Below are 26,077 nucleotides of genomic sequence, written 5' to 3'. Positions count from 1 at the left end.
ACCGGCAGCACCGACGGGGGGACCCTACCGAATGGGTTAATTCGGAATAGTTGGAAACGCGTAATCCCAGACTACCAAGGGCTCAAAAACCATCTCACCCCTACCGAATTAACTCATTCGGTAGGGGTGACTACTCGCTGAAAAAAGGCCCAGAGTTTTTCCAAAAACTCTGGGCCTTTTTTCACTGCCCCTGCCGCATTGGAAGAGATCACTTCCAGCCGTTGGCTATAGTTTCGGGCACACACACCGCACCGCCAGCCCATGCGCCAAACCCTAATCTGCACCGTGGGCGTCAGCCTGTTTTACCCCAACCTGCAAAACCTGCCCGCATCCACAGCCTTTGCAGACTGGCTGGCTCGCCAGCCCGCCATCGACCAGCCCCACCTCTCTCCAGCGATCGTGGCCGACCTCAAAGCCGCCTACCAGCAACAGCAATGGGCCGACCTGGCGATCGCCCTGGGGCAGCTACCCCCCACCCTGCGCCTAGCCGGAGCCGAGATCAACTCCATTGCCGACCTGCTGACCCAGGGCGACTGCGCCCCCAACGCCCGCCTGATATTTTGCCACTCAGACACTGACCAGGGCCGCGCGATCGCCACCCTGCTCACCCACTACTACGATCTCAAAGGCCACTCCACCACAAGCCACCCCATCATCGGCCTGCAAGACGACGACCCCAAACGCTTCCGCACCAGCGGCCTGCGCAACCTGGTCAAAACCATCAGCCGCCTGCTGCGCGACTACGGCCCCAGCACCTGTGCCCTCAACGCCACCGGGGGGTATAAAGCGCAGATTGCGATCGCCGTGCTCCTAGGTCAGGCCCTTAAGGTGCCGGTGTACTACAAACATGAGCGCTTCAGCGAAATTATTGCCTTCCCGCCCATGCCCATCAGCCTCGACTTTGACCTCTGGCTGAACCACGCTAGCTGGCTCAGGACTCTGGACTCACCCCAGGGTATGCTCCCCGCTACAGCCCTGGCCAACACCTGGGAAGAAGCCCTGGAACCCCTGGTCGAGCGAACAGTGATCGATGGTGTGGACTACGTTGCCCTATCGGCCACTGGGCAGATCTTCCATGAGGCCTTTAGGGGTCGCCAGCCCGACATAGCCGCCCTGCCTGCGGTGGTGCCCGCTCGCCAAAAGCGATCGCCTCAGCTCTCTGACCACGATTGGGGCAACGCCCGTTCGGCTATTCTGCGCTATATGCAACAGGTTACCGATCGGTGCCCCTACGTCACCGGCTGTCGCACCCACCGCTGGAATCCTGACCTGCCATCGGTCAACCAGTTTCGCCTTAAAGGCGACGCCATCGAAGGCATCTACAGCAACGGCAGTTGGACCGTAAAGTTTTGGGTTGAGACCTCCAGCCAAACGCCCAGCCAGCGACAGGCTTGTCTTTTGGATCTGTGCGATCGGTTTGCGGAATAGGGCTCAAAGTCCCTCTTCCGTTCTAAGAGAGATTTAGGGCAAGAGCACACGCCAGTAGTTGAGTACACTAAGAGCTAAACGGCAAATTTAGCGATTCTCGGTATGGGAGTACCTCTGCTGTCTATCTGCAAAGCTGCCTAACCATGAAAACCGCCCTATGCAAATCGTTTTGCCCCCAGAATTAGAAGAACTGGTTCAGCGACAAATCGCCAGCGGCAAGTACCAAACTGTTTTAGACGTGCTTGTTGCCGGGGTGCAGCTACTAGACCATCAAGACGAGCAACTCACTGATGTAGGCTACGGCGCTCTGGATGACAACCTCCAGTTCTCGCCGCTGACTGAGGCTGAGATGGCTCAGCAGAGCTTAGCCGTGCTAGCCACCTATCAGCACGATGCCATCCCCCATGACCAGGTTGAAGCCTGGGGCAATAGCTTGGGCACTGACGACGAGCAACCATGCCCACAGTAGTCTGGTCACGTCCGGCCTTAGCCGATTTAGATCGCCACTATCGATTTCTCAAAGACCAAAACCCAGATTCAGCAGCCCGCGCCGTGCAGGCTATTATCCAAGCGGGCAAGAGCTTGGCCCAGTCCCCTCAACGGGGCAGCCCGATCGCCGCTGCTCCAGGTTTGAGAAAGCTGGTAGTGCGCTTTGGCAAAGTTGGGTACCTGCTTCACTACGCCATACTGAAGGATGAAGTGCTGATTTTGCGGGTCTATCATGGACGGCAAAATCGTCCCGTTTAACCGCAGGCTCTAACAATCCATCAGCGCCGCGATCGCCCTCACGATCGGCTCTGGCATTGGTCGGCGATCGCCCCGCTGCCACGGCCCCACCACCATCTCCAGCGGGTCGTGCCCCACCACCTCACAGCGATCTTCCAGCACGCTGTGCACAATTACCCTGACCTTTAGGGCTGGCTGGCAAAACTCCAGCCAGGGAGCCACCAGCTCCGGGGCCCGGCTGATGATAGCCGCGTCGGTACACTGCCCCACCAGCGGCACCTTTTCGGGCTGGGGTTTGCCCCCTACATCCACTATCACCAGGTCTACTACCCGGCGCAGGTTGGCCACCGCCTGGGTGTGGTAGGCAAAAAACGCCGCCATTCGGGTCTGGGCGTCGTCCAGCTGGTGGATGCGGCGCTCGTGGCCCGTCACCAGCCGCTTGACCAGCTCGCGGTTGGCCACGTCGTGGCTCCAGTTGCCCTCGCCATCCCAGTTAGCCCGGTGTAAGAAAATGGTGCGATCGCCGCAGTGCTGCCGCAAACTGGTCAGCAGCGCATTAGAAAACACGCTCTTGCCGCTATCGGGTGGGCCACCCACCAGCAGTGCCGGGGCCGGAGTTTGCCGCAGGGGCACCGGCACCACATCGCCCACCGCCACATCGCTCACCCGGCTGTGCACCACCACCGCCTCCGCCACCGGAGCCGAAAAACACCCCACCCAGGGAGCCGCCCCGCACAGGTCAATCAGGCGACCATAGACCCAAATTGGCACCTGGCCAAACAAAATGATCGGCGCATCCAGGCGCAGGGCCGGGGGCAACGTCAGCGTTGCCAGTTCACCCGGTCGAATAAATTCGCTAGCCGGGTAGGGGGCCGCCGCCAAAATTTGGTACTCGGCCTCAATCAGCCGCAGGGTAATCATGCCGTGGCCCCGCTTTCTATGGCCGGTATGGTAACACCCAGCACCTGGCCCACCGCCACCTGGCGCGAATGGGTGGCCACCACCACCGCCCCGCCCGAGTTTTCGGTGCCGTCGCCCAGGCGCGGGTCAAAGCAGGCCACCCAGACGGCAGCGTGGCACTCGTGGACCAGATAGCTGTAGAGCCAGATGGGGGCTTTGCCCTCTAGCACCACGCCCTGACTCCACACCATGCCGGGGGGCAGGGCCAACCCTTTGAGGTCGGCAGGCTCGATCAGCCCATCGGCGGTGGCGATGTGAATGTGCACATGCTGGTAGGGCAACCCGGCAGCGGTGGTTTGCCCCTGGCGAGTGAGTTGAATAGCGGTCATAGGGAAGGCAGAAGATGAGTGGTTGTGGAACGAAAAAACACTTTTAGAAGCAGAATAGCCAGCGCAATTGCTATTAGTTTGCAATGCCTCCGGCACATTAGCCAGATCGGCTAAAACCCGCATTCTCTCGTTCTCATGTGCCAAACCCTTATATAACAAGGGTTTTGGCCCTGCCAAATTGGCGTTCTAGAGCTTGAGATCTCACGGTTCGCTCATTTTTAAATGAGGTCAGCCAATTGGGATAGGTTAGGGCTATGGATACCCCCCTAACCGTTATCACCGAACGGGTTGACGATATTCCCCTGTTGCTGGCCCAACTGCAGCGGATGGACGTGCAACCCCTGCTCGACGACTACTTTCCGACCCATGGGAACTGGCAGGGGCTCAGCTTAGGCCATGTGGTGATAGTTTGGCTGAGCCACATTTTGTCCCAAGCGGATCACCGGTTAAACCCCGTGCAGGCCTGGGTAGAGCGACATCAGGAAACCTTGCAACAGGGCTTGCAGCAACCGGTTCGCGCCCTTGACCTGAGTGACGACCGCCTAGAAAGCGTGTTGCGATATCTCAGTGATGATGCCCAATGGGCGTTGTTTGAACCGGCGTTGAATCAGCGTCAGATTCAGGTGTATGACCTGCACCCCAAACGGCTGCGTCTGGATAGTACCAGCGTCAGCGGGGATTGGACGGTCAATGAGTCAGGGCTGTTCCAATATGGCCATAGCAAAGACCATCGCCCCGACCTGCCCCAACTGAAGCTGATGCTGGCGACGCTAGATCCGCTGGGGCTACCGATAGCGACCGAGATTGTCTCCGGGCAGCGCGCCGACGACCCGCTCTACATTCCGGCCATCGGGCAGGTGCGTCAGACCCTCAGTCAGTCTGGGTTGCTCTACGTGGGTGACAGCAAGATGGCCAGTCTAGCGACCCGTTGCTTTCTCCAGGCCACAGGCGATTACTATCTCTGTCCGCTCGGTGGGACTCAACTCAAGGCGGAGGCGATGCAGGCCTACCTAGACCCAGTGGAGCAAGGGGCCGTTGAGTTGCAGGAGATTCACTACGACTATGCCGACGGTCACACCGCGCTGATTGCCCGAGGCTATGAGCAGACCCAGACCCGCACAGGAGAATGGGACGGACACACCTGGACGTGGTCAGAGCGGCAATTGGTCGTGTACTCCTTGGCTTATGCTCAATCCGCCCAGCAGGCCTTCCAAGCTCGACTTGAGCACGCCCAGACGGCCTTAGCGGCGCTCAACCAATCGGGGCGCGGCCAGAAAGCCTTTCCCGATGAGGTCGCCTTAGCGCAAGCCGCCGAGGCGATTCTCACCCGCTACCGGGTCAAGGCCTACGTTCAACTCACCTACTCACAACAGGTGGAGCAACACGCTGTGCGTCGCTACCGGGACCGCCCGGCTCGGATGGTGGAGCACCGTCGATTCCAGGTGAATGGCACCCTAGAAACTGAGGCCATCAACCAGCAGATGCAAACCTTGGGCTGGCGGGTCTATGTCACCAATCATCCCGCAGCGGCATTATCGTTGCCTCAAGCCGTGACGGTCTACCGCCAAGAATATCTGGTGGAGCACAGCTTTAGCCGACTCAAAGGGCATCCCCTCTCCCTCTCCCCGATGTACTTACAGCGTGAAGACCATATCAAGGGATTAATTCGCTTACTCTCGATGGGGTTGCGGCTGTTAACGCTGGTGGAGTTTCAGATGCGTCAAGCCTTAGCTGGTCACCAAGAAACCCTCTCAGGGCTATATATCGGTAATCCCAAGCGGGCGACGGCACGTCCGACAGCCGAATTACTGTTGGCCAGTTTTCGCGACATTACTCTAGTCATGGTGAATGCACGAGGGCAGACCTATGCCCATCTGACGGAGCTGACGCCTTTACAGCAGCAGATCTTAAAGGCTCTCAACTTCCCGGTAAGTATTTACACCCTGCTGGGGCCCGTATCTGACGAACCACCTTAGAAATGAGCGAACCGGGAGTGAGATCACTGCTAAAATGCTAATGTGCCTTTTGAGGGGGGTGAAACCCGCTCTACTCCTGGCTTCCAGAATGGCGCACCCTACCGAATGGGTTAATTCGGAATAGTTGGAAACGTCACAGTAACGGGGTTGATATCGAGGTTGTTTTCCTGACCCTACCGAATGGGTTAATTCGGAATAGTTGGAAACTTTTTTGAATCAGGGATGCCTTCGCAACCTTAGTACGCCCCTACCGAATGGGTTAATTCGGAATAGTTGGAAACCCTTTGCTAATGCCTTAGAGTAGGCGGCTTCTATGTCCCTACCGAATGGGTTAATTCGGAATAGTTGGAAACGCCGTTGTTGTGCGATACGTAAGACGGATTAACGTCTACGTCCCTACCGAATGGGTTAATTCGGAATAGTTGGAAACCAGCCTGGAAAATCTCCTTCGTTGCACACATGTTGCCAGCCCCTACCGAATGGGTTAATTCGGAATAGTTGGAAACACCAGATTAACAAAACAACCAATATTGTTCATGTTCTTCAGCCCTACCGAATGGGTTAATTCGGAATAGTTGGAAACCCTGCTGAATGACTTGATCCCAGTCAAATTGATCAATCGCCCTACCGAATGGGTTAATTCGGAATAGTTGGAAACCTTTCGAACCAGGTCTTCTTGTTCCTGAGTCCAGATTTGATCCCTACCGAATGGGTTAATTCGGAATAGTTGGAAACACTACCACATGGGTAGTGGAGGCATCGGTATCCCCACGAACGCCCTACCGAATGGGTTAATTCGGAATAGTTGGAAACTGCCCGCTAACTCGTGTAGGGGCACTGCCCTGACTCTCTCGCTTCCCTACCGAATGGGTTAATTCGGAATAGTTGGAAACTCTAGTATTTCAACTTGGATACGACTAGGCCAAGCTGTTGAATTTAGTCCCTACCGAATGGGTTAATTCGGAATAGTTGGAAACCTGATTAGGTCGTCGGGCAGTTGACTGGGTTGATTTGCATACCCTACCGAATGGGTTAATTCGGAATAGTTGGAAACTCCCACTGAACATCATCAGCACCGAAAGCAGCAGAAGCGGAGAGACCCCACCGAATGGGTTAATTCGGAATAGTTGGAAACCTCAATCGTAGCCGCCTCCCGATACAGAAAGTAGTCATGCCCTACCGAATGGGTTAATTCGGAATAGTTGGAAACTCTGATCAGCTTGCTGCCAAGTTAAGCTGTTGCGCATCTAAATTGCATCAATAGCACTTCCCTTGTTTTTCACCTTCCGATGCCAATTTATGGCCAGTTCTCCTTCATTGAGAAGCTTATTGATAAGAGCCTCGAGATCTTCAATAGACTTAAATAAACGATTTGAGATGAACTCTTTTGCTGAATGCCAAACCAATTCGACCAGATTGTAGTCCGGGCTATACTCAGGTAAAAACTCCAAAACTAAATTTGGCATCTCTAACTTTATCTTCTCTGTAAATTCCTCCTTTTTGTGAATACTCGCATTGTCTAAAATAATCACAACCTTAGGCCCGTCTTTCTCAAATTCGCTCACGCTCCTATCCTCGCCAGCCCAGTCATAAATAACCTCCTCGTAAAAGTTCTTGAGAACCTTATAAAAATTTTCACCGGTTCCTTTGGGGAGAAAGTCCACCAACCGCTTCTTGTCCGAATAGCGGATTCCTCCCATCACATTGATACGTCCTTTCCGTCGAATTCCAGAAACCTTCTTGCGCGTCCCTTTCTTGACCCAATCCTTTCGACGTGTCACTCTCAAACTAAAGCCACATTCATCCCAAAACCAGACCTGGAGCTTCTCTGGGGATTCTTTAGTAATTCTTAAATACTCCTCCAGTTTTGCCTTGAAGAGTTTTCGCTTCTCTGGATCTTGCTTCTCCTCTAAGCTATATTTGGCCCAGAGGTAAACGTACTTTTTTGACTTGAGAATCCTCCTCACTTGACTTCCACTTAGCTGAATCCCGGTTTCTTGTTCTAAATATGTGGCGAGCCGAGCCGCCGTCCATCGACCAAATTCGTACCCCAATTCTTGAGGCTCTTTCTCAATGACATCCAATAATAAGTTGACATATTGATCGGTGGCCTTATGATAATTCCCATGCATTCGTTCATCGGTTAAACTGGCTAAGTCACTTGGATTTCCGTGGGCACACCAATAGGCTACTTTCCTTAAGGAGCAACCTAGAAAGTCTGCAATCTCTTGCTGTTTTCTGCCATCATTTCGCAATAGCAGAATTAGAATACGCTCACGAACGTCGGGATGCTCATGAAATTTAAGCTGCTTCTGCAATTCCTGTTTCTCTTCGGCCGTTAGGTAATTCTTGATTGGCATGTATAACTCACCAAAATACACTCCCTAATATGTAGTTTAGATGCTTAACAGCTTACAGGCTGCTGAGACTGCTGCCCTACCGAATGGGTTAATTCGGAATAGTTGGAAACTAGTATCGCTGGAGTCTCCAGTAGATGTCGCTCCAGTCGTCCCCTACCGAATGGGTTAATTCGGAATAGTTGGAAACCAGACTCGGGCGGTGTCGCGTTCGTCGGCTAGGTAGTATCGGAGGGACCCTACCGAATGGGCTAATTCGGAATAGTTGGAAACTGCTTGACATAATTGAACGCACCGGGATAGTTGACCATGGTTTTCCTGCCCTACCGAATGGGTTAATTCGGAATAGTTGGAAGCGCCTCTTTCATGTACCAGTGGTACTCTTCATCCCAAACCCTGCCAAATAGGTCAATTTGGTGTTTCTAAGGGCGGAAGACATAGAGCGAAAAAACGAAGGTTTGATAATGGAGATCTTTACCTTTATTAAGGCTCTATCCCATCAAGCTTTCCGCCTGCCCTCTTCCCTCTTCCGCCCTCCCCTCTTCCAGCCCTGTGGCACACTCAAAAGCATTCACCTTTCCCCTGCCACCATGGCCGATAACCCCTGGCAAGAGCCCCCCTCCATTCCTCTCCTACAGTGGCTCGCCCGCGGCGCCCTCAAGCAAAACCTGCTGCAGGCCGTGCGCCTGTGGGTATGGCTGCGCCTGCTCTACGGCAGCGACGACGAACGCCTGCCGCTGCCCACCCCCTTCACCTATGCCCAATGGCGCGACACCTTCTTTAGCGCCACCCACCCCACCACCGAAGCCAAACCCGACCCCCACGCCCCCCGCTGCCCCTGTACCAAAACCACCGCCGCCTGGCTGTTTCATCCCGAGCTAGCAATCACCGAAGCCCAGTGGCAAATCTACCAACCCCAGGCCGCCGCTCAAATCGCCCAGTTCCGTCAATCCCTGGCCGACCACGGCCAACTGCCCCCTCAGTTCGACTCCCTGCTCAACACCCGCCTGTTTGGCGTCACCCGCCGCACCCTGGCCAGTGACCTGCGCCGCCTTACCGACATTCACTGGCTCGACTGTAGCGGTGCCGCCTTTAGCCCCGTCGACCTCTGGCCCGACTACCCTCGCCAGGCCACCCCCACCACCTGGGCCACCAGCCAGGAAGTTAGCGCCCTGACCCAGCCCGACCTGGCCGCGATCGCCGAAAACCTCTCCAGCGCTCTCAGTGGGCATCGCCGCTTTTTCGTCCACGTTGACTACGTCGTCGCAAAGCAAAACCTTGACCAGGTCGACGATTGGCAGGCCCTACTGGCCGACCTCTGGCAGCAGCAGCCCGTGCCTCCCGTTGCCCTGAGCTACCAAGGGGCCAGGGCCACCCACCCCGAAACCATCACCGTTTACCCCGTGTGCATCTACTACTATCGGCGCGGCCCCTACCTCTGCGGCTACGGCCAGATACCCGGCCAGCCTCCTGATGCCACCGGCTGGCGCAACTACCGCCTCGATCGCATCCACGCCATTACCCCCCACCCCTGGGATGGCCCAACCATTCCCCCCTCCCTGCGTCAGCAGTACCAGGCCCATACCCTGCCCACCCCCGACGCGATTGCCGCCGCCATGGAAGACGCCTGGGGTTTTGACTACTACCAGCCCAGCCAGCTACTGCTGCTGCGCTTCGACCCCGACTGGAACCGTCGCTACATTCGCGATACCCTGCGCCACAGCACCTTTCGCGTAGTCCCCTACGCCCAGGTCGACCCTCTGATTCAGCAACAGGTGCGCGGCCCCACTCAGGCCAAGCTGCTGGCCCTCTGGCGCAAGCGATCGCCCGACGATGCCTACTACCAGGCCCAGTATCGCCAAAATGACCCCAACGTGCGTCAGCGTCTGCGCGCCTGGCGACCCCACGTCGAAATTTTGCTGCCCTGGGAGTTGCGTCAGCAGACCATCCAAGACATTAGCCAAGAAATGACCCTCTATGATCTCTAACCCGCCTGTCCCAGCCCTCAGCGATCGCCTGGCCGATGCGTTTGCCGTTGTCCTCAATCTGCACCGCGACCAAACCCGCAAAGTGCGGCCCATCCCCTACATTGCCCACCTGATGAGCGTCGCCGCCCTGGTACTCGAAGACGGCGGCAGCGAAGACGAAGCGATCGCGGCTCTGCTCCACGATGCGATCGAAGACCAGGGCGGTGTGCCCACCCGCGCAAAACTTTTGCAGCGCTTCGGCCCCCAGGTGATCGCCATTGTCGATGTCTGCACCGAGCCGCCCCGTCAGCCTGATCAGAGCTGGCGCGATCACAAGCTGGCCTATCTGCGTCAGGTGGCGCAGGCTCCTGAGGTGGCCCAGCGGGTGGTGCTGGCCGACAAGCTGCACAATGTGCGATCGCTGCTGGAAAACTTAGCCCTGCAGGGCGATGTCATCTGGAGCCGGTTTGCCGCGACTCCTGAGGACTATCTCTGGCTGTATCGATCTCTCACCGACCTGTTTGATCGGGCGTTGCCAGGCCACCTCACCACTCAGTTGAAAGCTGCCGTAACCCAGCTTTCGCAAAGGGTTCAGCCCGCTCAAAACAGCGGTCCTGTACGATTGGACACGATATGCTTGAAAACTGCACGATCGGACAAGAATTGCTAGAAACCAGCAAAATAGGACTGTTTGGGCCGGATGAGATTTCAAGGCGTTCAGCGATCGCTTTGGACAAAATATGCCTTACACGCCGGACAAAATATGCTAGAAATCACATTTAATGTCAAGCATATTTTGTCCGTCTTGGACAAAATATGCTTGACAGAGTTCGGATATCACTGGGCGAAAAAGATCCCCTCGTAGGGGGTTAAAATCCTTCCCTAGAGCATGGCCGTTGCCCTGATAAAAACGAGCAGAGCTATTGCCGAGGACGAATAAATTAGCTCCTGTTCCCCTGTTCAAAATACCTTCTTCCTTAGTCAGATGGTTCTGGATGGCATAGCTACTGTGGATGATACGGCGCAGGGCTGTCCCAATAGAGCAGGGCTCGACCGGGCTGGGGACCGGGCAAAGAGGCAGGAATAGAGCGTGAAAGGAGGCTGAGGCCGGGGACTGACGATTCCAGACGATTCAACCCCAGAGCGAATTGTCCGATGAGGTTTGTAATCGCGCAGACATTAAAGGATTTAGACGATGAGGCCTCAATTCAGTCAGGCTAGATTATTCTCCTGAATGACAGCATTCGGGGGCAGACATGGAGCAGCTGAACAATTGGGCAATCAACCTGGCCGCCGCCGCAGACCCGTCTGAGACTGACCTGGCTCCTGACATTGTGGCGGCTTACCTGGAAGGGGGCGAGAGTAGGGCAGAGCTATTTATACAAACCGATACCAGCATTGCGGGGGGTTATGGTCCTGGTAGCGCGATCGCCCTCCTTCCTTGGGTGCTGCGCGGCATTACGACAGCAGCAAAGTGGGTGTTGACGCTGATCTCTGACGATGAAACTGGCAATGCCGTGGGTGTCGTCAAGGACTTGCTGGATATTCGCAAAGAAGTCACCCCTAAAGAGAAGCTAGAGAAGCTCCCCGAAACTGCTCCCTACACGGCTCTGAAGCGAGTCATTGATACCGTTGGAACTGAGCTTAGGACGGCGGGCATTGAGGCCAATGAAGCTGACCTGATCACGTTCCGGGTCTTAAATTCTCTACTCGAAGATCCCCAGGGCACCGCCAAGTTTATTGAACAATCGGGGCCAAATCCATGACCGCCCAAGGGCGCATTAAAAGCAACGTAGTACCTCCCTGGCTATGGTTTTGGCTGGTTGTGTTCTTTATGCTGCTGCTGCCCTACTACCTGTCCGTCTGGGTTCGCAATATTCAAGAGCTATTTCAAACCCCTGCTGCCGGTATCGACCCGGTAACCGATGCCGCCTATCGCATCCTTGGCCTGGTGGGGCTTTTAGAACTGGTACCATCTCTGGCACTGTTCTTGGGGATTCTAGCTCTGCTACGGCCCTCGATTAGAACCAATTACCTGGAAAAAGAATACAAACTCAAGCCCGCTGGCCCCACATCTCCAGCGATGATTGAAATTCTTGAATTCATTCATCACCATGCTCCAGGAATCGAGGTCAGAGTAAACCTTCGGCGCTTTGATCAGTCCCCCTTTGTTTACCCGCTGGGGTTTGGCAAAACGGCGATCGCGTTCTTTGGCTCATTCGTAAAACTGTGGCGGGCAGATCGACTAGCCGCAGAGGCAATCTTGCTCCATGAGTTAGCCCACTACCGCCACGGCGATGCTCTCATTATTGGCGCAGGTAGCCCCTTCAGAGGGGTGATTGAGCAGTGGGGTAAACTCTACAGCCAACTGTTCTTGCTGCCCTTCATTCTGTCGTTTTTAGCGATAACGGTTCTCTTCTTTGGCGAAATCATCTATCTGATGTCGATGGGTGTTGGGGGGATTGGGTTACTGTTCAGGGCGATTGGCCACAAGCTGGGTGAGTCGGTTTTTATGGTGTTTGGAGCACTATGGATTAGCTTTGGCCTATTGGTTTTTACAGTCAGCGTATTCATCGTGCCGATGGTAGCGATTTGGTGCTCTGAACTGAATGCGGATCAGGCTCCGGCTAGTCGTTCCGTTGAAGATGCCCTGAGCGCACTCCAAAGCTTCCCAGAGAAATACCGAGGCCGAAAATGGCTGTTGTCCCGACTGGCCCATCCCCCTGCCAAGCTACGGCAGTGGATGACGGCAAACTCAACTCACCTATTGTGGCAGGTCACATTGTTATTGCTATTCCCCCTGTCCTTTGCCCTACAGGCATGGCTGCTGCGGCTGCTGCGGGCTATGGGGCGAATCAATGGCATAGAGATTGTTTCCATCGACCGGGTGGCCAGCCCCCGGGCTCTCTCAACTATCTGGCTTATGGCGGCTGCTTTGCTGCTGGTTTGGCCTTTTTTAGCCAAAGCCTGGGAGAGAATTTTTTGCCGGAGCCAGGTAAGCAACGCCCTGAATCCCTTACCTTACTGGGTTAGCGCCACATTGCTGGCAGCACTAGGGGTATGGAAATTGTCGTAAAACTCTACTATTCCCAGAACACGAAGAACTGCAAATCAATCTATGCTTCATTCGGCTAATGCTCAAGCGGCCTGCACCGCTGCGTAGGGATCTCAAATGGGTTCTATAGGACTGTCTCGTGGGACAGTCTTGTGGATTGATTTTTAGTCGTTTGCCAAACCTTCACAGTTGGTATCTCCGCCCAGTGGGTCGTATAGCGCTGGGAGAAGTAGTCTGACCGCATCGCCCAGGTGGGCTTGAGGCCTATTGCGCCAAACTTGACGACATCGGGTCTGAGCCTGCGGTTGAGGCTGTCCATGGCTGCTATCAGGCGATCGCGCCACGACACAGCCATCGTTGTTAGAAAGCACAACCATGAGCTTGCCCACCAGGTCGGGCCGGAAGACCTTTTCACAGGAGGCAAAAAACGAGTCGGTAGGGCATTTCCGAAAAAACAAAACCCCCACTAGCCAGCGTCGCCAGTGGGGGTTGATCTCAGGTTGCATCTACATGTTAAGGACGTTCTCAAGAACTCGCTGTGAGCTTAGGGTGCCCTTGATTTAGGAAGGCAGTCGTAGAAAGTGTCCAGGTTGCGCTCTTTGGCGTATGTTCCAACAGGCAATCGTAACTACTGAGGGGGAGGCCATTTGCCTTTATGTGATCTCAAGCAGCCGTAGAGCCAGGTTTGCTCACCTTTGCTAACCATAATGATCACCAGCCAACTCATACCGCCGTCACCACCCCAATCGAAGATTCGCGGGATTATAAATTCATTGAGACAAACCCCCGTCACTCAGGAGCCCCCAGCTATGCAACTCTCTTTCCTCGGCAAATCCTACGAAGCTTTTACCCCCGCCGTTGATGCGATCGCAACTGGCGAAACGGCAACCTTCATGGGCCGTCCCTACGCCCGCAAGCAGTTCAACGTTGCCCAGCAACCGCAGCCTGCTGACCTAACCTATCGCGGCGTTCACTACGCCCGGTAGACCACAGCTTTCCTCCTCTAGAAAAACAACGACCTTCCACCCCACTGGCGACAGTGGGGTTTTTTGTCCTGCTAGACCTTGCGGATCAGGTGCTTGACCACGCCCTAAACCTTTATGTCTAGCGCTTCTCCTGGTGGATAACCTGGAGCGGGTAATAGCGTATCTCGCTGCTGGAGTCTGAGGATTTGAGAGGAAGGTGTTTCTATGCTAAGTACGGCTGATTCAGTAGACTTGACATAAGCAGGTTTTCACGCCAATTGTCTCCAGCGGTGCAGAATCTGGTATTAGTCAACTGAGGGTGCAGAGAGCCACACCTGTAGCGTCTCTCGCTGGAGCTAAACGTCGCTCCGCCCCCTAGTCTGCTAGGCAAAGTCTTTCCTTAGTAGCAACTGGTTCTAAAGAGCTTTTTAACGACGAAAGAATGCTGCTCGTTAACCCTACCAACCCGTCCGATCGCCACCACCGACCGGACGGATTAGCTGACGTTCCTAACAGCCCCTGGGCGGTACTCGACTGCCGGCATTGATACGGTTGAGGCCGTTGAGGTTGAGCAGGGCGCTGCCATAGCGCACTACCCCAGGACTGACCTGGCGGCCTCGCCGCACTTGCAAATAGCCGCTGGAGCCAAAGGCTTTAAACGTATCTCCAGCGCTGATTACCTGGGCACCCCGTAGGGTTTGCACCGCCGCGCCTGAAACCGTGTTGCCACTGACTTGCCCCTGCACACAAATGGCTTCCCCATCTACGTAGCCAAAAACTCCCGTGATGGCGTTGCCCTGCTTGGTGAAGGTGAAGGTGACACCGCCGTTAGCTAATAGCGCATCGTCGGAGACAACGCCGCCGGAGGTGCCGCTCCAGTAGCGGTAGTTGCCGTCTGGCAGGTTTTGCACTCGGCTTGAGGTCGGCTGGGCGGCCGGTGTGGGCGCTGGAATAACCTGGGCTTGGGTAATGAGCATCACGGTTTCTGTTTCGGCACAGTCGGGGTTACCCTGACATGAAGCGGCTTGAATATTGCCCGACTCGTAGGTAAGCTGTACCCGCTGGCCAACAAGATTTTGCTCACAGATTTCAAAGTTAGCAAACTCTGTAAACTTTTGTCCCTGGTCGTTTACCACGTCGACATAGCAGGCGCGATCGCCTGCATTTAATCTTTGAATAGTTCCTGTAGCGGGCTGTTGGGCAGCGCTGGGCCGTATGAGCAGCAGGGGTAAACCCAGGATGCCCAATGTGATCACGGGAAGGCATCTGGTTTTTTTGTTAAGCATTGTTTGGTTGATGCAGTTCGTGCTGCAATTAAAACATTTGATAGAAATTAGCTAGATTATCAGGCAAAGCGGTCTGCTCTACCTTGGTTATAACGCTTCAGCAACACGATTAACTGCAATTTGGCGATCGCGACTTAATAGGAATGACTTTGAGCGTAAAAATAACGGGTTTAATTTTATCTCCGTAGCTCGCAAGCGCTTCTCTTAGACATGGCCTTGCTCTCACCCCAAATCCTCTACCAAGCCTGGGAGAGAGGATTTGAGCTTTTCCGGCCCCCTTCTCAGCAAACTGGGAGAAGGAGCTGGGGATGAGGCTTACGGTTAGGAAATTCAAGCCTCTCATGAAATGCTTTGCTCCGTTTACTCTGTCTCATTCGAGACGTCTTACACAACTTTCAAGATTTGTTTGTACTACTAAGCGCCCGGTATAAACCAGCTTTCTTCCTGTAAAAAACCTCCTACCCCACTGGTAAAAGTGTTTTTTGAGTCGATTAGACCTTGCGGATAAGGGTAGTGACTACGTCCCAAACCTCCATATCTAAGGCTTCTTCTGGCTTCCAGCCTGTAGCAGGCACTAGCTTATCTCGCTGCTGCTGAAGTCTAAGTGCGATCGCCGCCACCACCAAAGAACCTTCCTGGGTGGGCTGAGAGCGATCGACGACGAGGAGATCCCCTGGTTGCACCTCCTGGTCAGCCGCCATATCCCCTCGACTCGCATGAAAAAGGTAGCAGCGGGGTTGTGGATCAGGTGCTGGTTCAGGTCGAGGCTTCGCTCAACGGCATCGCCGGGGATGGGGAATGACATTAGAGTACAATTTTCTTTTAGATATTTATACAGCTAAATCTTCCAATAAAAGTAGATTATACCCTTAATCAACACCTTAAAAAATAGGAGCTAGCCTTTACGAGAGGCCAACTCCTATTTGTCAGATATTGAGTTTCGGCGAAAAGGATAATTACTGAAGAGAATTGTATGCCTGCTTCAGTCCTTGCTCAACATCTACAAGATCATTCATTTGCCTCCTAAGCTGTTCTCGCCAGTTATTAATAGGACCATCATCTTGGACAATATCTAAGCTACTTGTCATTTGGGCAACTACTTCTGGCACAGTTTCTTGAAAATTGTCTTTGCCCTTACGAGGACAAGTAACATCGAATTTACTCCCCCTTGTTGTACACTTATACTCTTTGGTAACCCAAATGGCTCTTCCCAAAGAATCTATGCAAACAACGAAGACTCTTCCTTTCAAGCCCTCTGTCCAATTATTGCAATCAGTGAGCGTTTCTATCACCATAAAGCCATTTCTGTATAATGTCGCAGATGTTTCCATGACTTTACGATTACCAACAGTTTCTCGCTCTTTGTGCTTAACAACATCTGACGCCAATGTGGTTGCCATGATTAAGTCTCCTATTTTTCAAGGTAGATTATTGAGGCTTTTAGGACTAGCCAAAAATCCTTATAGCCTCTAATACGATTGTCTATCGACCCTTTTTAATTTGCTTAAATTTAACTCAAAAGATATGAAATGCATCACTTTTTAATACCTTGGTAAAATCTTATTCTCGTCAATCATAAAATTTAGTTTATAAAAACAAAAAAGTTGCTAAAGTAGATTGATTTATGCAGCTTGTGAATTCGATTTATTTTCAGTTCACTTGTCATGTTTGAAAAAGTGATTTCTTGTCGCAGCCTTGGCCAGAGGACCTTCGAGGCCAAACCGACTGTGACACATGGAAGTCAATGTAGCTGGGCACCATCAGCCCCTTGGCAACGTAAAGCGGCTCGATGTAGAGCTGACCTTCATCATCGTAGAGATGGAGGCTGACGTTGCGCGGGTGGCAGTCCAGGCATTTCCCACAGCAGCGGCAGCGGCAATAGTTCAACCAGGGCAACCGATGGGTGGCTGGCTGGCAATGCTCATCTACGGCAGCTCAGCGGCAATGGCTGCCGCCAGGGTATCATCTCCCAGCGCCAGGGCACCTGCCTGGGCTGCCTCCAGGTATTGGGTAGCTTGCCCCGGTTCCTCCACCCGAGCGTAGAGCGTGCCTAGGCCGTACTGGGCCATGACCTGTTCTTCGAGATTGTCGGTAGCCAGGGCCAGGGCCAGGGCGGTTTCATAGTTTTGTTCTGCCAGCAGGCGCAGGCCGCTTTTGAGGTAGAGATCGCCCAGCAGTCGCCGCACCTTGGCGGTGTCACAGCCAGCGGCCACCAGCCCCTCCAGGGCCTCAATGGCGGTTTCGGTTAGCTCATAGCGGGGGTAGACATCTTCGACCAAAACCAGCGTTGCCACCATATCGGGCAGGTCCATGGCTTCCACGGCGGCAATATCGGCCTGGGCGGCTTCGGCGCGATCGCCCGTCAGCAGATTAAACCGCAGCTCAGGCGGGTCATCAGTAGAACTCGCGCCAGACTCGGTCTCCACCACCAGGGTGTATAGGGTGCCGGGGTTCAGCGGCGGCTGGTTCTGCGGGTAGGGAATGGCGGTTTGCTCAGTCTCGATTTCCCACAGCGCCCCGCGTCGGGTTTGCAGCGAGACCCGGTAGGTTTCTGCCCCCGCCACCGGGTTCCAGCGCAGGGTTGGCATGGGCGAAAGCACCGTATCGAGCCGGGGCGCAATTACGTAGGGAATGGCCGGATCGCTGCCGCCGCGCAGATCGCCGATGCCAAACTGGGGTTTGAGGGCTCTGGGGGTGCCGGGGCAGCCGTTGTTGACCGCAGAAATCGTGCCGGCGGGCACAATCCACCGGCTGCCGCTGGGGCAGATCACCAGGATGCGGCTGCCGCGAACGGGCTCGAGCAGGTCGGGGCCGTAGAGCGCCGTGCCTGGGCTTGCCTGACGAAACTCGCTCCAGGCTTCGCGCCGCAGCTGGACGCTGCCGTTGACGCTCATGATGCGGGCCAGACCGGCGTGGGCGGCGGTGGGCAGCAGCGCCAGCAGACCGGCGGTGGAAAGGGTGAGCAGCGATCGCCGGAGTTTAATCCCAGCAGGGCGTTGACGCCGAGGTGGGCCGGGGCGCAATGTCTGGGGGCTATTGTGGCGCAGCATAGTTAGGCGTCTCCGTGGTCGTGAGGGCATCTCGGGCCTGGCCTGCCCAGCGATCGTCTTCGGGGCGGTTGGCGTACTGTAGGCACTGGGTCCAGGCCTCGCGGGCGGTGGGCACTGCGCTGGTAGAGTCATTGGGTGGTGTAGGCGGCTGTTGTTCAAGCACCTGAGCCAGCAGGCAGTACGCATCGGGGCGGGGTGGGTCGAGAGCTTCGCTGATGCGAATGGCCTCTTGCAGCTCGGTTTCGGCCTCGGCCAGACGGCCCTGCTCTAGCCGCACCTGGCCCAGATTTTTGCGCAGGGCGTACTCCAGCTCGGGATCTTGCGACAGATCGGAGTCGCTCAGGGCGAGCAGCAGCAGCGGAATGGCCCGGTCGTACTCTTTCTCGCGCAGGTAGAGCCGGGCCAGGTTGTTGTAGGCGTGCAGGTAGCCGCCCTGAACCGCTTTCAGGTATTCGGTTTGGGCTTTGTCGTACTGCTGAAATTCTTCGTAGATTACCCCCAGGTTGAACTGGGCCTCGGGGTAGTCGGGTTTCAGGCTGAGGGCCTGCTGAAAGTTATTCTCGGCGCTGGCCCAGTCGCCGGTTTCGTACTGGGTTTCCCCCTGCTGGTTATAGGCCTGGGCAATGCGGGGCAGCCCCAGGGCGTGGAAGCAAAACAGCCCCAGGGCGAGGAAAAGGGCCAGGGCAAACTTGATTTTGGCCCAGTTCTTGCGGTGGGAGCCCCGGCTGGACAGGATGTTTTCCAGGGCCTGCTGGCCTACTTTGGTCAGCGCCCCGCCGCTGGCAAACAGGGTGAGAATAACCGGGGCGATCGCCCCCAGCGAACTCCACACCCCTGGCGCACTGGCGGTAAAGCGGCTGGCAATATCCTGGGCCAGGGCCAGGCTAATGGTCAGCATGGCGATGGTGAGGCCGCCCCACAGCCAGGCCAGGGCTTCCTTTGGCGGCTCCGGGTCGGGCGGGTACCACCACCAGTGGTGCTCGGGGGGATGAACGCTTTTGCGCCAGTCGGCCAAGGCGGGCACAGCCCGCAGGCGATCGCTCTGGCGACCCAAATCGGCATCGGTATTGGCCAGATCGAGCCAAAACTGGGGCGGCAGGGTTTGCTCGTCGGGCATTTCGGCCAGCAGATCGATCAGCTGCTGAATGCGATCGCGCGTTCTCAGCAGGGCCAGCACCGGCTCCGGTTCCCAGGTTGGGCTGGCCACCAGCTGATGAACCAGGCTTTGGTATTGGGGGTAGGCGCTTTGCAGCGGGTGAGATGCTCCCATGTCTTTCTGCTAACCCTGCGAATCCATTGAACTCTACAGGCAAACTGCGATCGATTACTGACTAGGTAGCCGAAACCACATCAAAGAGTAGTGACAGTACGGCCACAGCGTTGGCGTCAATCAGGCGAGGGCCTGAGAGCGGAGGCCCATTGCTGCTGCCGCGACGGCTATCCACCGCCCCAAACATATCGCGCTTCACCTCCTCGGCAGAGGCTTCGGTGGCGCTACCGCGCACCTGCGGCGCAATCCGCCGCAGGGTTTTGAGGGCACTCCGCAAGGGCTGAGTGCTGGCCATCACCAGCAGCTGGGTAATGCCGTAGGGGGGAGCCGCCCTGAGCTGGGGCAGCGACACCGATCGGTTGGCCCGCACAATATCTGCACTGGCGTCATCGCTGGCGGGCGGAAACAGGACGTTGATTTCCCCGGCGGCATCGACCACCAGCAGGCCGATGTGCAGGTCGGTGGGCTCGTTGTTAGCGACTTTAATCGTCACTTCGTCGCCGACCGGAATCACCTCAATGCCCTGCTCGGTCTGCTTGGGAATGAGGATGGCGGCGTCGCTGCCGCCGCGGGTGGAGGTGCCGCTGCGCGAACTGCCGTGCTCAATCGCCAGGTCGACCTTGAGCTGCGAGGCATTCTGGTTCACCATCAGGGCCAGCATGCGGCCAATTAACAGGCTGGTGAGGGGGGCCTTCAGCCGTCTGCTCAACGCCGCTTCAACGGTTTCGTTGGGGGTGCCAAAGGAGTTCAGCAGCAGCGGTTCCTGGGTGGCCGAAAACAGACCTACGCCACCCACCTCCGGCAGCCGGGTGACGCCGCTTAGGCGCATGCGCTGGTCAATGTCGACGGTGTAGCGCCCCAGCAGCACGTGGGGGGGACGGGCCTCTGGTTCAAAATTTAATCCGGTCCACTCGATCGCGCTGAAGCTCTGCAATAGCTCCCGGGCGGTGGCCTTTTCGGCCTCGCTCAGGGTGTCATCCAGCCCCACCCGCAGAGTAATCACCTCAGGAATGCCCCGCAGGCGCTCCTGCAAGAGCGGGCTGGACGCAGCGCCGCCGCGAGTGGTTGGGCGCTCCACCCATTCCCCAGTGGCAATCAGACCCTGGCGACTCAGAAGCTTAATCGTGCCGATGGCGCTGCCCGCCTGGTCGATCTGGGTGAATTCGGCGTTGCTGTCAAACGACTCCAGGCTGATCGGGTCGAGGCCGCCCAGCCACAGCTGCACCGGGCCGTCGGCTTTGGTGCCCGCCCCGTCGAGCAGAATTGCCTCGGCGGGGGGAGACACGGGCGGCAGGTGGTACACCGGGGTGGCATCGACCTGGGCAATGCCCTGGGGGTCGTATTCTGGAATCTGGCTGTAGCGCGACAGGCTGGTGGTGCTGCTGGCCACCGCCGGAATGGTGACCGACAGCGGCCGGCTGTCCTGCCAGAGGTACTGGGTCAGCAGATAGGTGAATGCCCCCGCCGTGAACCCGTCGAAGGCGTAGTCGGCCGACTGCTGGCTGGCCCGCGACGAGGTGATCACAAAGCCGTTGCTGACCGGAGCATTGATCGCCTCGATAAACTGGTCAACGCTCCACCCCAGGCGGCCGAGCAACTGCTGCTGGTACTCGTCTTCCAGCCTGGTGATCTGGGGGGCGCTGCCGCTGGCAACGTCTAGATCGGTATGGCGCGATCGCATGATCACATTCCCCCGCTTGCCGCCGCCCGCGTAGCAGCAGTCGAGCACAAACGTCAGGTTTTCGGTGGGCACCAGCGATCGCAGCAGCAGCAGCGTGTGGCCCATGATGTCGTCCACCACGGCCTCTCCCCGGCTGCTGTAGTCGATGGGGACGATGGTGGTGTTTTGACAGCTGGCGTCAATGCAGTCGCGATCGGCGGCATCGAGCAGCGATCGCATCCGCTCATACTCCTGCACCTGGCCGCCGTGGCCCGAGTAGTGAAACACCACCACATCGCCTGGTTTTACCTGTTTGATCAAATACTCATCAAAGGCATCGAGCATGCCCTGGCGGGTGGCCTGCTGGTTGGTCAGGGTGTGCACGTCGCTAGGGTTAAAGCCAAAGCGGTTGATCAGCAGCTGCTTTTGCAGCTCGACATCGGTGACGGGGCCAAACAGCCGCTCCCGCGCCGGGTAGTCGTTGATGCCCACCAGCAGCGCCACTTTGCGCGGGGTGCTCTGGGCCAGGGCCTGACCGTATCGAAGGGCACGACGTTCGAGGCCAAACTGGCTGAGGCCAATGGCCCCCAGCGCCCCAGCCGCCCCCTGCAAAAAATGACGACGATTGAAATTGACCATAGGTATGCTTGCGCTGACAGTCTAAACTGCGGAGAAATGCATCAATCGGCTGGAAGAATTAGCGATTTTACTGGATAAAACAGTGACTTCGCTGTAGCTGCTACTCGCCCAGCCCAATGAAGGTGAACGCGGCCCAGTCGGCGGGGTTGGGGTGGTCGCGCATGGTCTCCAGCATGGCCTGCCGCAGGGCCTGGTCGCGGGTTTCTTCCTGGAGCAGTTGGCGGTAAAACGCCATCATCAGCTGGGCCGTGGGGGCATCGGGCACCGACCAGAGGGACACAATTACCGTAGGGGTGCCCGCCGCCATCAGCGATCGCGACAGACCAATCACCCCATCCCCGGTGATGTCGCCCCGCCCGGTATCGCAGGCGCTCAGCACCACGATTTCGGCACTGAGTTTGATGTCTTCTAAAATTTCGGTGGAAGTCAGCAGCCCGTCTTCGCCATTTCCCGGTGCCAGGGCGATCGCCCCCGGTACATCCTGCCCGTTGGAGCTTTGCGGATCGCCGTATTCCAGCAGGCCGTGGGTGGCCAGGTGCACCACCATCGCGTCACCGATGCGCTGCTTGACGACCGCTTCAGTGGCATTTTCACCGGTTAAAGCCTCCGCTCTGTAGGTGGCCGCAATGGCTCTGACTTCTTGCTCAGACCCCGGCAGCGGCGGTAGCGGCGACCTCTGGTTGGTATCGGGGTTCCACACCGAGGGCATGGTCGGATTGCCGACCAGCAGCAGTTTTTGGGGCGAATAGGTGCTGCCAATGCGGCGGGGGGCGTGCTGCTGACGGCTGAGGGCGAGAACCTGAATAGAAGGGGCCGTCAAGATCGTGTGTTGCTCGATCAAGTACTGACCTGCTTCATTCTGCAGGGCCGCAAACGGCACCAGAAACAGCGGTCCCTGGGGAATAAACGTGACCCGGTCCCTGGGGTTGGTGGGCAGCAAATCGGCGATCGGCTCGATCAACAGCTGGTGCAGCTGGCGGAGCTGCTGGTTGGATTCCGTGGATTGGCTGCTGAGGGCAATCTCGAACCCGCCCCGCCCGCGAACCCCGATCGCCTCGCGGCTGTTGGTCACCAGGCTGGCCAAATCAGCGGTGTCCTCGGTCAGCTTGACCTTGCGAAAGTTGAGCTGACCGCCGGGCTGCACGACCCAGATGTAGAGACTGGGGCTATCCGGGCCGCTCTCGACGACTGAATACTCGACCAGTACGCTCCGTTCGGTGCGGGCAATGGCTTGAATGGCGGCGAAATTGGGAGGTGCGGCGGTAAATTGCTCCGTTTGCTGATCCGATAGGTTCTGGGCCAGCATGTCGACAAAGGCGCGGGCGCGGCCCCTTTCCGCCGCTTCGAGGGCCGCCTCCGGCTTTTCTTGCAGGGTGTATGTCTGCTCCAGGCCTTTGTAGGCGCTGACCTGCCGCTCGAACAGGCTGACTTTGTAAGCATCGGCAAGCCCCGTATCCCGGAGACTGTCGTATACAGCCACGGCCTCAGAAAAGGCTTTCTCGGCATCTACCAGGGATCCTTGATTTAAATGTATCCAACCCAGGCTGTTTAGCGCCTGCGCCTCGACCTCTCGCTGACCAATTTCGTGGGCCACGGCTAGGCCCTGGCTATAGTGGTCGAGGGCTTGGGGATAGTCGCCCAGATCTCGGTAGGCGTTGCCGAGGCCGACCAGAGCCAGGCTTTCCTCGGGGCGAGCGCCAATGTCGCGGGCGATTTGCAGGCTTTCTTCGTAGGCTGCGATCGCATCTTGATATTGCGCCTTAGCTCCATAGTCATCGCCCTGGGCGATTAAGAGTCTACTCTCCTCAGCCCGATTGCCCGTCGCCCTGGCTCTATCTAGGGCCGTCTCGGGATTAGCCGAAAAAGTGCCCAGTTGCCCATAAACCGCCTTAGCTTCCTGGAAGTAGCGATTCGCCTGATCGCCTTGCCCCAGGCTGTTGTAGGTGTTGCCCAGTCCCTCCAGGCTAGCGGCTTCGACCGCAAGATTGCTATGTTTTCTGGCCGCATTCAATGCCCCCCCATAGGCATCGATCGCCTGCTGGTACTGGCCTAAATTGAAGTGAACGTCGCCAAATCGCTGCAAGATCTCAGCTTGGAGAGGACTGTTAGTCTCAGCAAGAGCCCAAAAGTTATTAACTTGGTCGAGCTGTTCAGTTGCCTGCTGATACTGTCCCTGAGATGCATAGACATTGGCGAGGCCCAACCGGCCAAGCACTCTTGCCGCTTGATCCCCTTCGCGAAGCCGGAGGGAGGTCATACCTAATACGCTTTGATAAGCCTCAATTGCTGGCTGATAGTTACTCAGTTTGATCTGACTATCTCCCAGGTTCAGCAGAGCCCTACGCTGCCATTCAGCATTTCCAGACTCACGAGCAATATCGACTACCTGTTGATAGCTCTCAACCGCTTGCTGATATTGCTGTATCGATGAGTAAGTGCTGCCTAACTTGTTCAAAATGTCTACTTCAACGGTGCGATCGCCTACTTGCTGAGCAAGCGCCAGGGCCTGTTGATAACTATCAATCGCCTGCTGATATTGGCTTTGACCCACATAAGCACTGCCCAAGCCCTGCAAGATCAGCGCTTTTCCTGGGAAATCGTCAAGCTGTTGATTGAGGGATAAGGCTTGCTGATATTGCTCAATTGCTGCCTGAAAATTGCCTAGCCCAAGGTAGGCATTACCTAGCCCCCTCAGCGTTTGCGATTCTACCTGGGGATCGCCAGTTTGTTGATCGATGGATAGGGCTTGCCGATAGTAATCAACCGCCTGCTCATACCGATTTCTGCCAAGGGTGATATTACTCAGAGCCTCCAAGAGCTGGCGTTCATTGGCGCGATCGCCCAGTTGTTGAGCAACACCCAACGCCTGCTGGTAGTAGCTAACAGCTACCACAGATTTATCAGTGAGTTGATCGGTATCTCGATTGTCAACGTAGTACCGATAATTAGCATCGCCTAAAAGCATCAGGGCGTTGAATTCCAGTGGGCGATCGCCTATAGCGCGGGCGATGGATATTGCTTCTTCACCGCTGCTGATTGCAAACTGGTACCGGCCTGAGGCAACATTGGCAAGGCCAATATTGGTCAAACTGCGGGCTTCTCCAGCGCGATCGCCAATTCCGCGATACCGCTGCCGCGCGCTACTCCACGACTGCCACGCCTCGTTAAACTGGCCAGCCGCATATTGTTCATTGCCCTGTTGAAACAGTTGGTCGGCATTTGCCTTATAGGCACGGTTGATCATGTCCGAGCTACGGGCTGCTCCGTCGCGATCGCCTATCTGTATATACACATTGCGCGCGCTACTCCACGACTGCACCGCCTCGCGAAGCTGGCCATCTGCATATCGTTCATTTCCCTGTTGGAACAGTCGATCGGCGGTTTCCCGCGAGCCAGGTGCTACCGATCGCTGCGGCGCAGGCTTCGCTTCTGGAGGGGGTGCATCGGGCTGTGGCAATGTCGGCTCAGCCGATGATTCCGGCGGAGTAGATTGTTGCTGCGCCTCAGGCTCTGGGGCGGGCGGGCTGGGTTGGGGTTGCTCTGCTGCGGGTTCTGGGGCTGGTGGACTGGGTTGGGGCTGCTGCGCCTCAGGCTTGGGGGCAGGCGGACTGGGTTGGGGTTGCTCTGCCGCAGGCTCTGGGGCGGGTGGTGCAAGTTGAGGTTGTCCCACCCCGGCCTCTGGCGCTGGCGGGGCGGTTTGGGGCGGCTCGGTCTCCGGCGCTGGCGGTGGGGGAGCAGGCTCCGGCTCTGGCTGAGGCGGGGCGGCCTCGGGGGCTGCTGGTGGGGGAGCAGGCTCTGGCTCGGGTTCTGGCTGAGGCGGTGGTGGAGCGGGTTCTGGCTGAGGTGGTGGTGGAGCAGGCTCGGGGGCGGGCGGTGGGGGAGCAGGCTCTGGCTCTGGGGGGGGCGCTGGCTCGGGGGCTGGTTGTTCGGCCTCTGGTTCGGGTGGAGCGGGTTGCGACTCCTCAGACTCGTCTTGTTTCAGCTGATTTTGGGCTGCACCGATCAACAGCACCCTCAGGTCATTGGGAGAGCCCATCGCTGGAATCATCCCGGCCATCGACATCAGCAACAGCAGCTTGGCTGAAACCAAAAGCTTCGTAGAGGCACGCATTGTAAAGATTTAGTGAAGGTAGAGGCTTGAGGGGAACCTGTACTTCATATAACCGAAAACCTGGAATTACAGACAATCGCTCCCCAAAAATTACCGATTCACTTAAGCAAATTCGCGTCAGCTGGAGCATCCTAACTCAGCTGTGAAGATCCTCAGTGATGCAGAAAACTCAAAGCCCCGATCGCCATGCCCATCCAGGGGAATTCAAGCCTCTGATGAAATGCCCCGCCCAACCACCTCGGTTTATTTGAAATCCCTTACGCAGTAACCCTTTCAGAACTTTCCTGCACTTCTAGGT

Annotated in this window: 20 protein-coding genes, 1 pseudogene and 2 CRISPR repeat arrays (1 of these 23 running past the window's edge); of the genes and pseudogenes, 9 read left to right on the top strand and 12 right to left on the bottom strand. The window is 56.5% G+C overall.

Annotated elements, in window-relative coordinates; all coding sequences use genetic code 11:
- Nucleotides 1-58: direct repeats of the CRISPR family, unit length 36 nt; unit sequence CCCTACCGAATGGGTTAATTCGGAATAGTTGGAAAC (it extends 3,413 nt beyond the left edge of the window).
- A 203-nt stretch (nucleotides 59-261) separates the two neighbouring features.
- The 3 genes from LEPTO7104_RS37645 (at nucleotide 262) to LEPTO7104_RS0129845 (ending at nucleotide 2,175) form a co-directional block, all read left to right on the top strand.
- Entirely contained in the window at nucleotides 262-1,428 is a 1,167-nt protein-coding gene (locus LEPTO7104_RS37645; RefSeq protein WP_017302242.1) for a putative CRISPR-associated protein, read from the top strand.
- Between the two features lie 157 nt (nucleotides 1,429-1,585).
- Nucleotides 1,586-1,897 (top strand): ribbon-helix-helix domain-containing protein, encoded by a 312-nt coding sequence (locus LEPTO7104_RS0129850; RefSeq protein WP_017302241.1) that lies wholly within the window; start codon nucleotides 1,586-1,588, stop codon nucleotides 1,895-1,897.
- Complete coding sequence (locus LEPTO7104_RS0129845; RefSeq protein ID WP_017302240.1) at nucleotides 1,885-2,175, top strand: type II toxin-antitoxin system RelE/ParE family toxin; 291 nt, start codon at nucleotides 1,885-1,887, stop codon at nucleotides 2,173-2,175. The genes LEPTO7104_RS0129850 and LEPTO7104_RS0129845 overlap by 13 nt, the downstream gene beginning before the upstream one ends.
- 9 nt (nucleotides 2,176-2,184) lie before the next feature.
- On the opposite strand, the gene LEPTO7104_RS0129840 is transcribed toward LEPTO7104_RS0129845, so the two are convergent.
- Nucleotides 2,185-3,075, bottom strand: a complete 891-nt coding sequence (locus tag LEPTO7104_RS0129840; protein WP_026073201.1) for a CRISPR-associated protein Csx3 — start codon at nucleotides 3,073-3,075, stop codon at nucleotides 2,185-2,187.
- Nucleotides 3,072-3,443, bottom strand: a complete 372-nt coding sequence (gene crn3 / locus LEPTO7104_RS0129835; protein ID WP_026073200.1) for a CRISPR-associated ring nuclease Crn3/Csx3 — start codon at nucleotides 3,441-3,443, stop codon at nucleotides 3,072-3,074. The genes LEPTO7104_RS0129840 and crn3 overlap by 4 nt, the downstream gene beginning before the upstream one ends.
- A gap of 254 nt (nucleotides 3,444-3,697) precedes the next feature.
- Between crn3 and LEPTO7104_RS0129830 the strand changes: the two genes are divergently transcribed.
- Entirely contained in the window at nucleotides 3,698-5,419 is a 1,722-nt protein-coding gene (locus LEPTO7104_RS0129830; RefSeq protein ID WP_017297181.1) for an IS1634 family transposase, read from the top strand.
- 96 nt (nucleotides 5,420-5,515) lie between these two features.
- Nucleotides 5,516-6,629: direct repeats of the CRISPR family, unit length 36 nt; unit sequence CCCTACCGAATGGGTTAATTCGGAATAGTTGGAAAC.
- A gap of 37 nt (nucleotides 6,630-6,666) precedes the next feature.
- Here the strand turns inward: LEPTO7104_RS0129830 and LEPTO7104_RS0129825 are convergent.
- Nucleotides 6,667-7,779: an IS630 family transposase gene (locus tag LEPTO7104_RS0129825; RefSeq protein WP_017297916.1), complete on the bottom strand. Its 1,113-nt coding sequence runs from the start codon at nucleotides 7,777-7,779 to the stop codon at nucleotides 6,667-6,669.
- 587 nt (nucleotides 7,780-8,366) lie between these two features.
- On the opposite strand from LEPTO7104_RS0129825, the gene LEPTO7104_RS42620 reads away from it, so the two are divergent.
- From LEPTO7104_RS42620 to LEPTO7104_RS0129805, 4 genes are all read left to right on the top strand, one after another.
- Nucleotides 8,367-9,764 (top strand): TIGR03985 family CRISPR-associated protein, encoded by a 1,398-nt coding sequence (locus LEPTO7104_RS42620; protein WP_026073199.1) that lies wholly within the window; start codon nucleotides 8,367-8,369, stop codon nucleotides 9,762-9,764.
- Entirely contained in the window at nucleotides 9,754-10,413 is a 660-nt protein-coding gene (locus tag LEPTO7104_RS36160; protein WP_017302238.1) for an HD domain-containing protein, read from the top strand. The genes LEPTO7104_RS42620 and LEPTO7104_RS36160 overlap by 11 nt, the downstream gene beginning before the upstream one ends.
- 586 nt (nucleotides 10,414-10,999) lie before the next feature.
- The gene (locus LEPTO7104_RS0129810) at nucleotides 11,000-11,509 is read left to right on the top strand and encodes a hypothetical protein (RefSeq protein WP_017302237.1); all 510 of its coding nucleotides are present in this window, start codon (nucleotides 11,000-11,002) and stop codon (nucleotides 11,507-11,509) included.
- Complete coding sequence (locus LEPTO7104_RS0129805; RefSeq protein WP_017302236.1) at nucleotides 11,506-12,819, top strand: hypothetical protein; 1,314 nt, start codon at nucleotides 11,506-11,508, stop codon at nucleotides 12,817-12,819. Before LEPTO7104_RS0129810 ends, LEPTO7104_RS0129805 begins: the two co-directional genes overlap by 4 nt.
- A gap of 103 nt (nucleotides 12,820-12,922) precedes the next feature.
- Here LEPTO7104_RS0129805 and LEPTO7104_RS41375 read toward each other — a convergent pair whose 3' ends face one another.
- Together LEPTO7104_RS41375 and LEPTO7104_RS43940 are read right to left on the bottom strand one after the other, a co-directional pair.
- Complete coding sequence (locus LEPTO7104_RS41375) at nucleotides 12,923-13,117, bottom strand: DUF4113 domain-containing protein (RefSeq protein WP_071527437.1); 195 nt, start codon at nucleotides 13,115-13,117, stop codon at nucleotides 12,923-12,925.
- 4 nt (nucleotides 13,118-13,121) lie between these two features.
- Nucleotides 13,122-13,304: pseudogene (locus LEPTO7104_RS43940) on the bottom strand (Y-family DNA polymerase); the annotation flags it as partial.
- Between the two features lie 303 nt (nucleotides 13,305-13,607).
- Here LEPTO7104_RS43940 and LEPTO7104_RS39000 point away from each other — a divergent pair.
- Nucleotides 13,608-13,784 carry a DUF4278 domain-containing protein gene (locus LEPTO7104_RS39000; protein WP_017302234.1) on the top strand — a complete coding sequence of 59 codons (177 nt, stop codon included), beginning with the start codon at nucleotides 13,608-13,610 and terminating at the stop codon, nucleotides 13,782-13,784.
- Between the two features lie 488 nt (nucleotides 13,785-14,272).
- On the opposite strand, the gene LEPTO7104_RS0129790 is transcribed toward LEPTO7104_RS39000, so the two are convergent.
- The 7 genes from LEPTO7104_RS0129790 to LEPTO7104_RS36140 form a co-directional block, all read right to left on the bottom strand.
- On the bottom strand, nucleotides 14,273-15,019 hold the full coding sequence (locus LEPTO7104_RS0129790) for a hypothetical protein (protein ID WP_155523999.1): 747 nt from the start codon (nucleotides 15,017-15,019) through the stop codon (nucleotides 14,273-14,275).
- Between the two features lie 521 nt (nucleotides 15,020-15,540).
- The gene (locus LEPTO7104_RS36155) at nucleotides 15,541-15,750 is read right to left on the bottom strand and encodes a S24/S26 family peptidase (protein ID WP_017302232.1); all 210 of its coding nucleotides are present in this window, start codon (nucleotides 15,748-15,750) and stop codon (nucleotides 15,541-15,543) included.
- A gap of 255 nt (nucleotides 15,751-16,005) precedes the next feature.
- Nucleotides 16,006-16,449, bottom strand: a complete 444-nt coding sequence (locus LEPTO7104_RS40770; RefSeq protein ID WP_155523998.1) for a hypothetical protein — start codon at nucleotides 16,447-16,449, stop codon at nucleotides 16,006-16,008.
- A 525-nt stretch (nucleotides 16,450-16,974) separates the two neighbouring features.
- The gene (locus LEPTO7104_RS37640) at nucleotides 16,975-18,099 is read right to left on the bottom strand and encodes a tetratricopeptide repeat protein (RefSeq protein ID WP_017302231.1); all 1,125 of its coding nucleotides are present in this window, start codon (nucleotides 18,097-18,099) and stop codon (nucleotides 16,975-16,977) included.
- Complete coding sequence (locus LEPTO7104_RS36145; protein WP_017302230.1) at nucleotides 18,083-19,369, bottom strand: tetratricopeptide repeat protein; 1,287 nt, start codon at nucleotides 19,367-19,369, stop codon at nucleotides 18,083-18,085. Before LEPTO7104_RS36145 ends, LEPTO7104_RS37640 begins: the two co-directional genes overlap by 17 nt.
- 61 nt (nucleotides 19,370-19,430) lie before the next feature.
- Nucleotides 19,431-21,668 (bottom strand): caspase family protein, encoded by a 2,238-nt coding sequence (locus LEPTO7104_RS0129770; protein WP_017302229.1) that lies wholly within the window; start codon nucleotides 21,666-21,668, stop codon nucleotides 19,431-19,433.
- Between the two features lie 100 nt (nucleotides 21,669-21,768).
- Nucleotides 21,769-25,779 (bottom strand): CHAT domain-containing tetratricopeptide repeat protein, encoded by a 4,011-nt coding sequence (locus LEPTO7104_RS36140; protein ID WP_155523997.1) that lies wholly within the window; start codon nucleotides 25,777-25,779, stop codon nucleotides 21,769-21,771.
- Nucleotides 25,780-26,077: the final 298 nt, after the last annotated feature.

It is taken from the genome of Nodosilinea nodulosa PCC 7104 (assembly GCF_000309385.1).
In the GTDB taxonomy this organism is placed as follows: domain Bacteria; phylum Cyanobacteriota; class Cyanobacteriia; order Phormidesmidales; family Phormidesmidaceae; genus Nodosilinea; species Nodosilinea nodulosa.
This window is presented reverse-complemented; position numbering and strand designations above follow the sequence as displayed.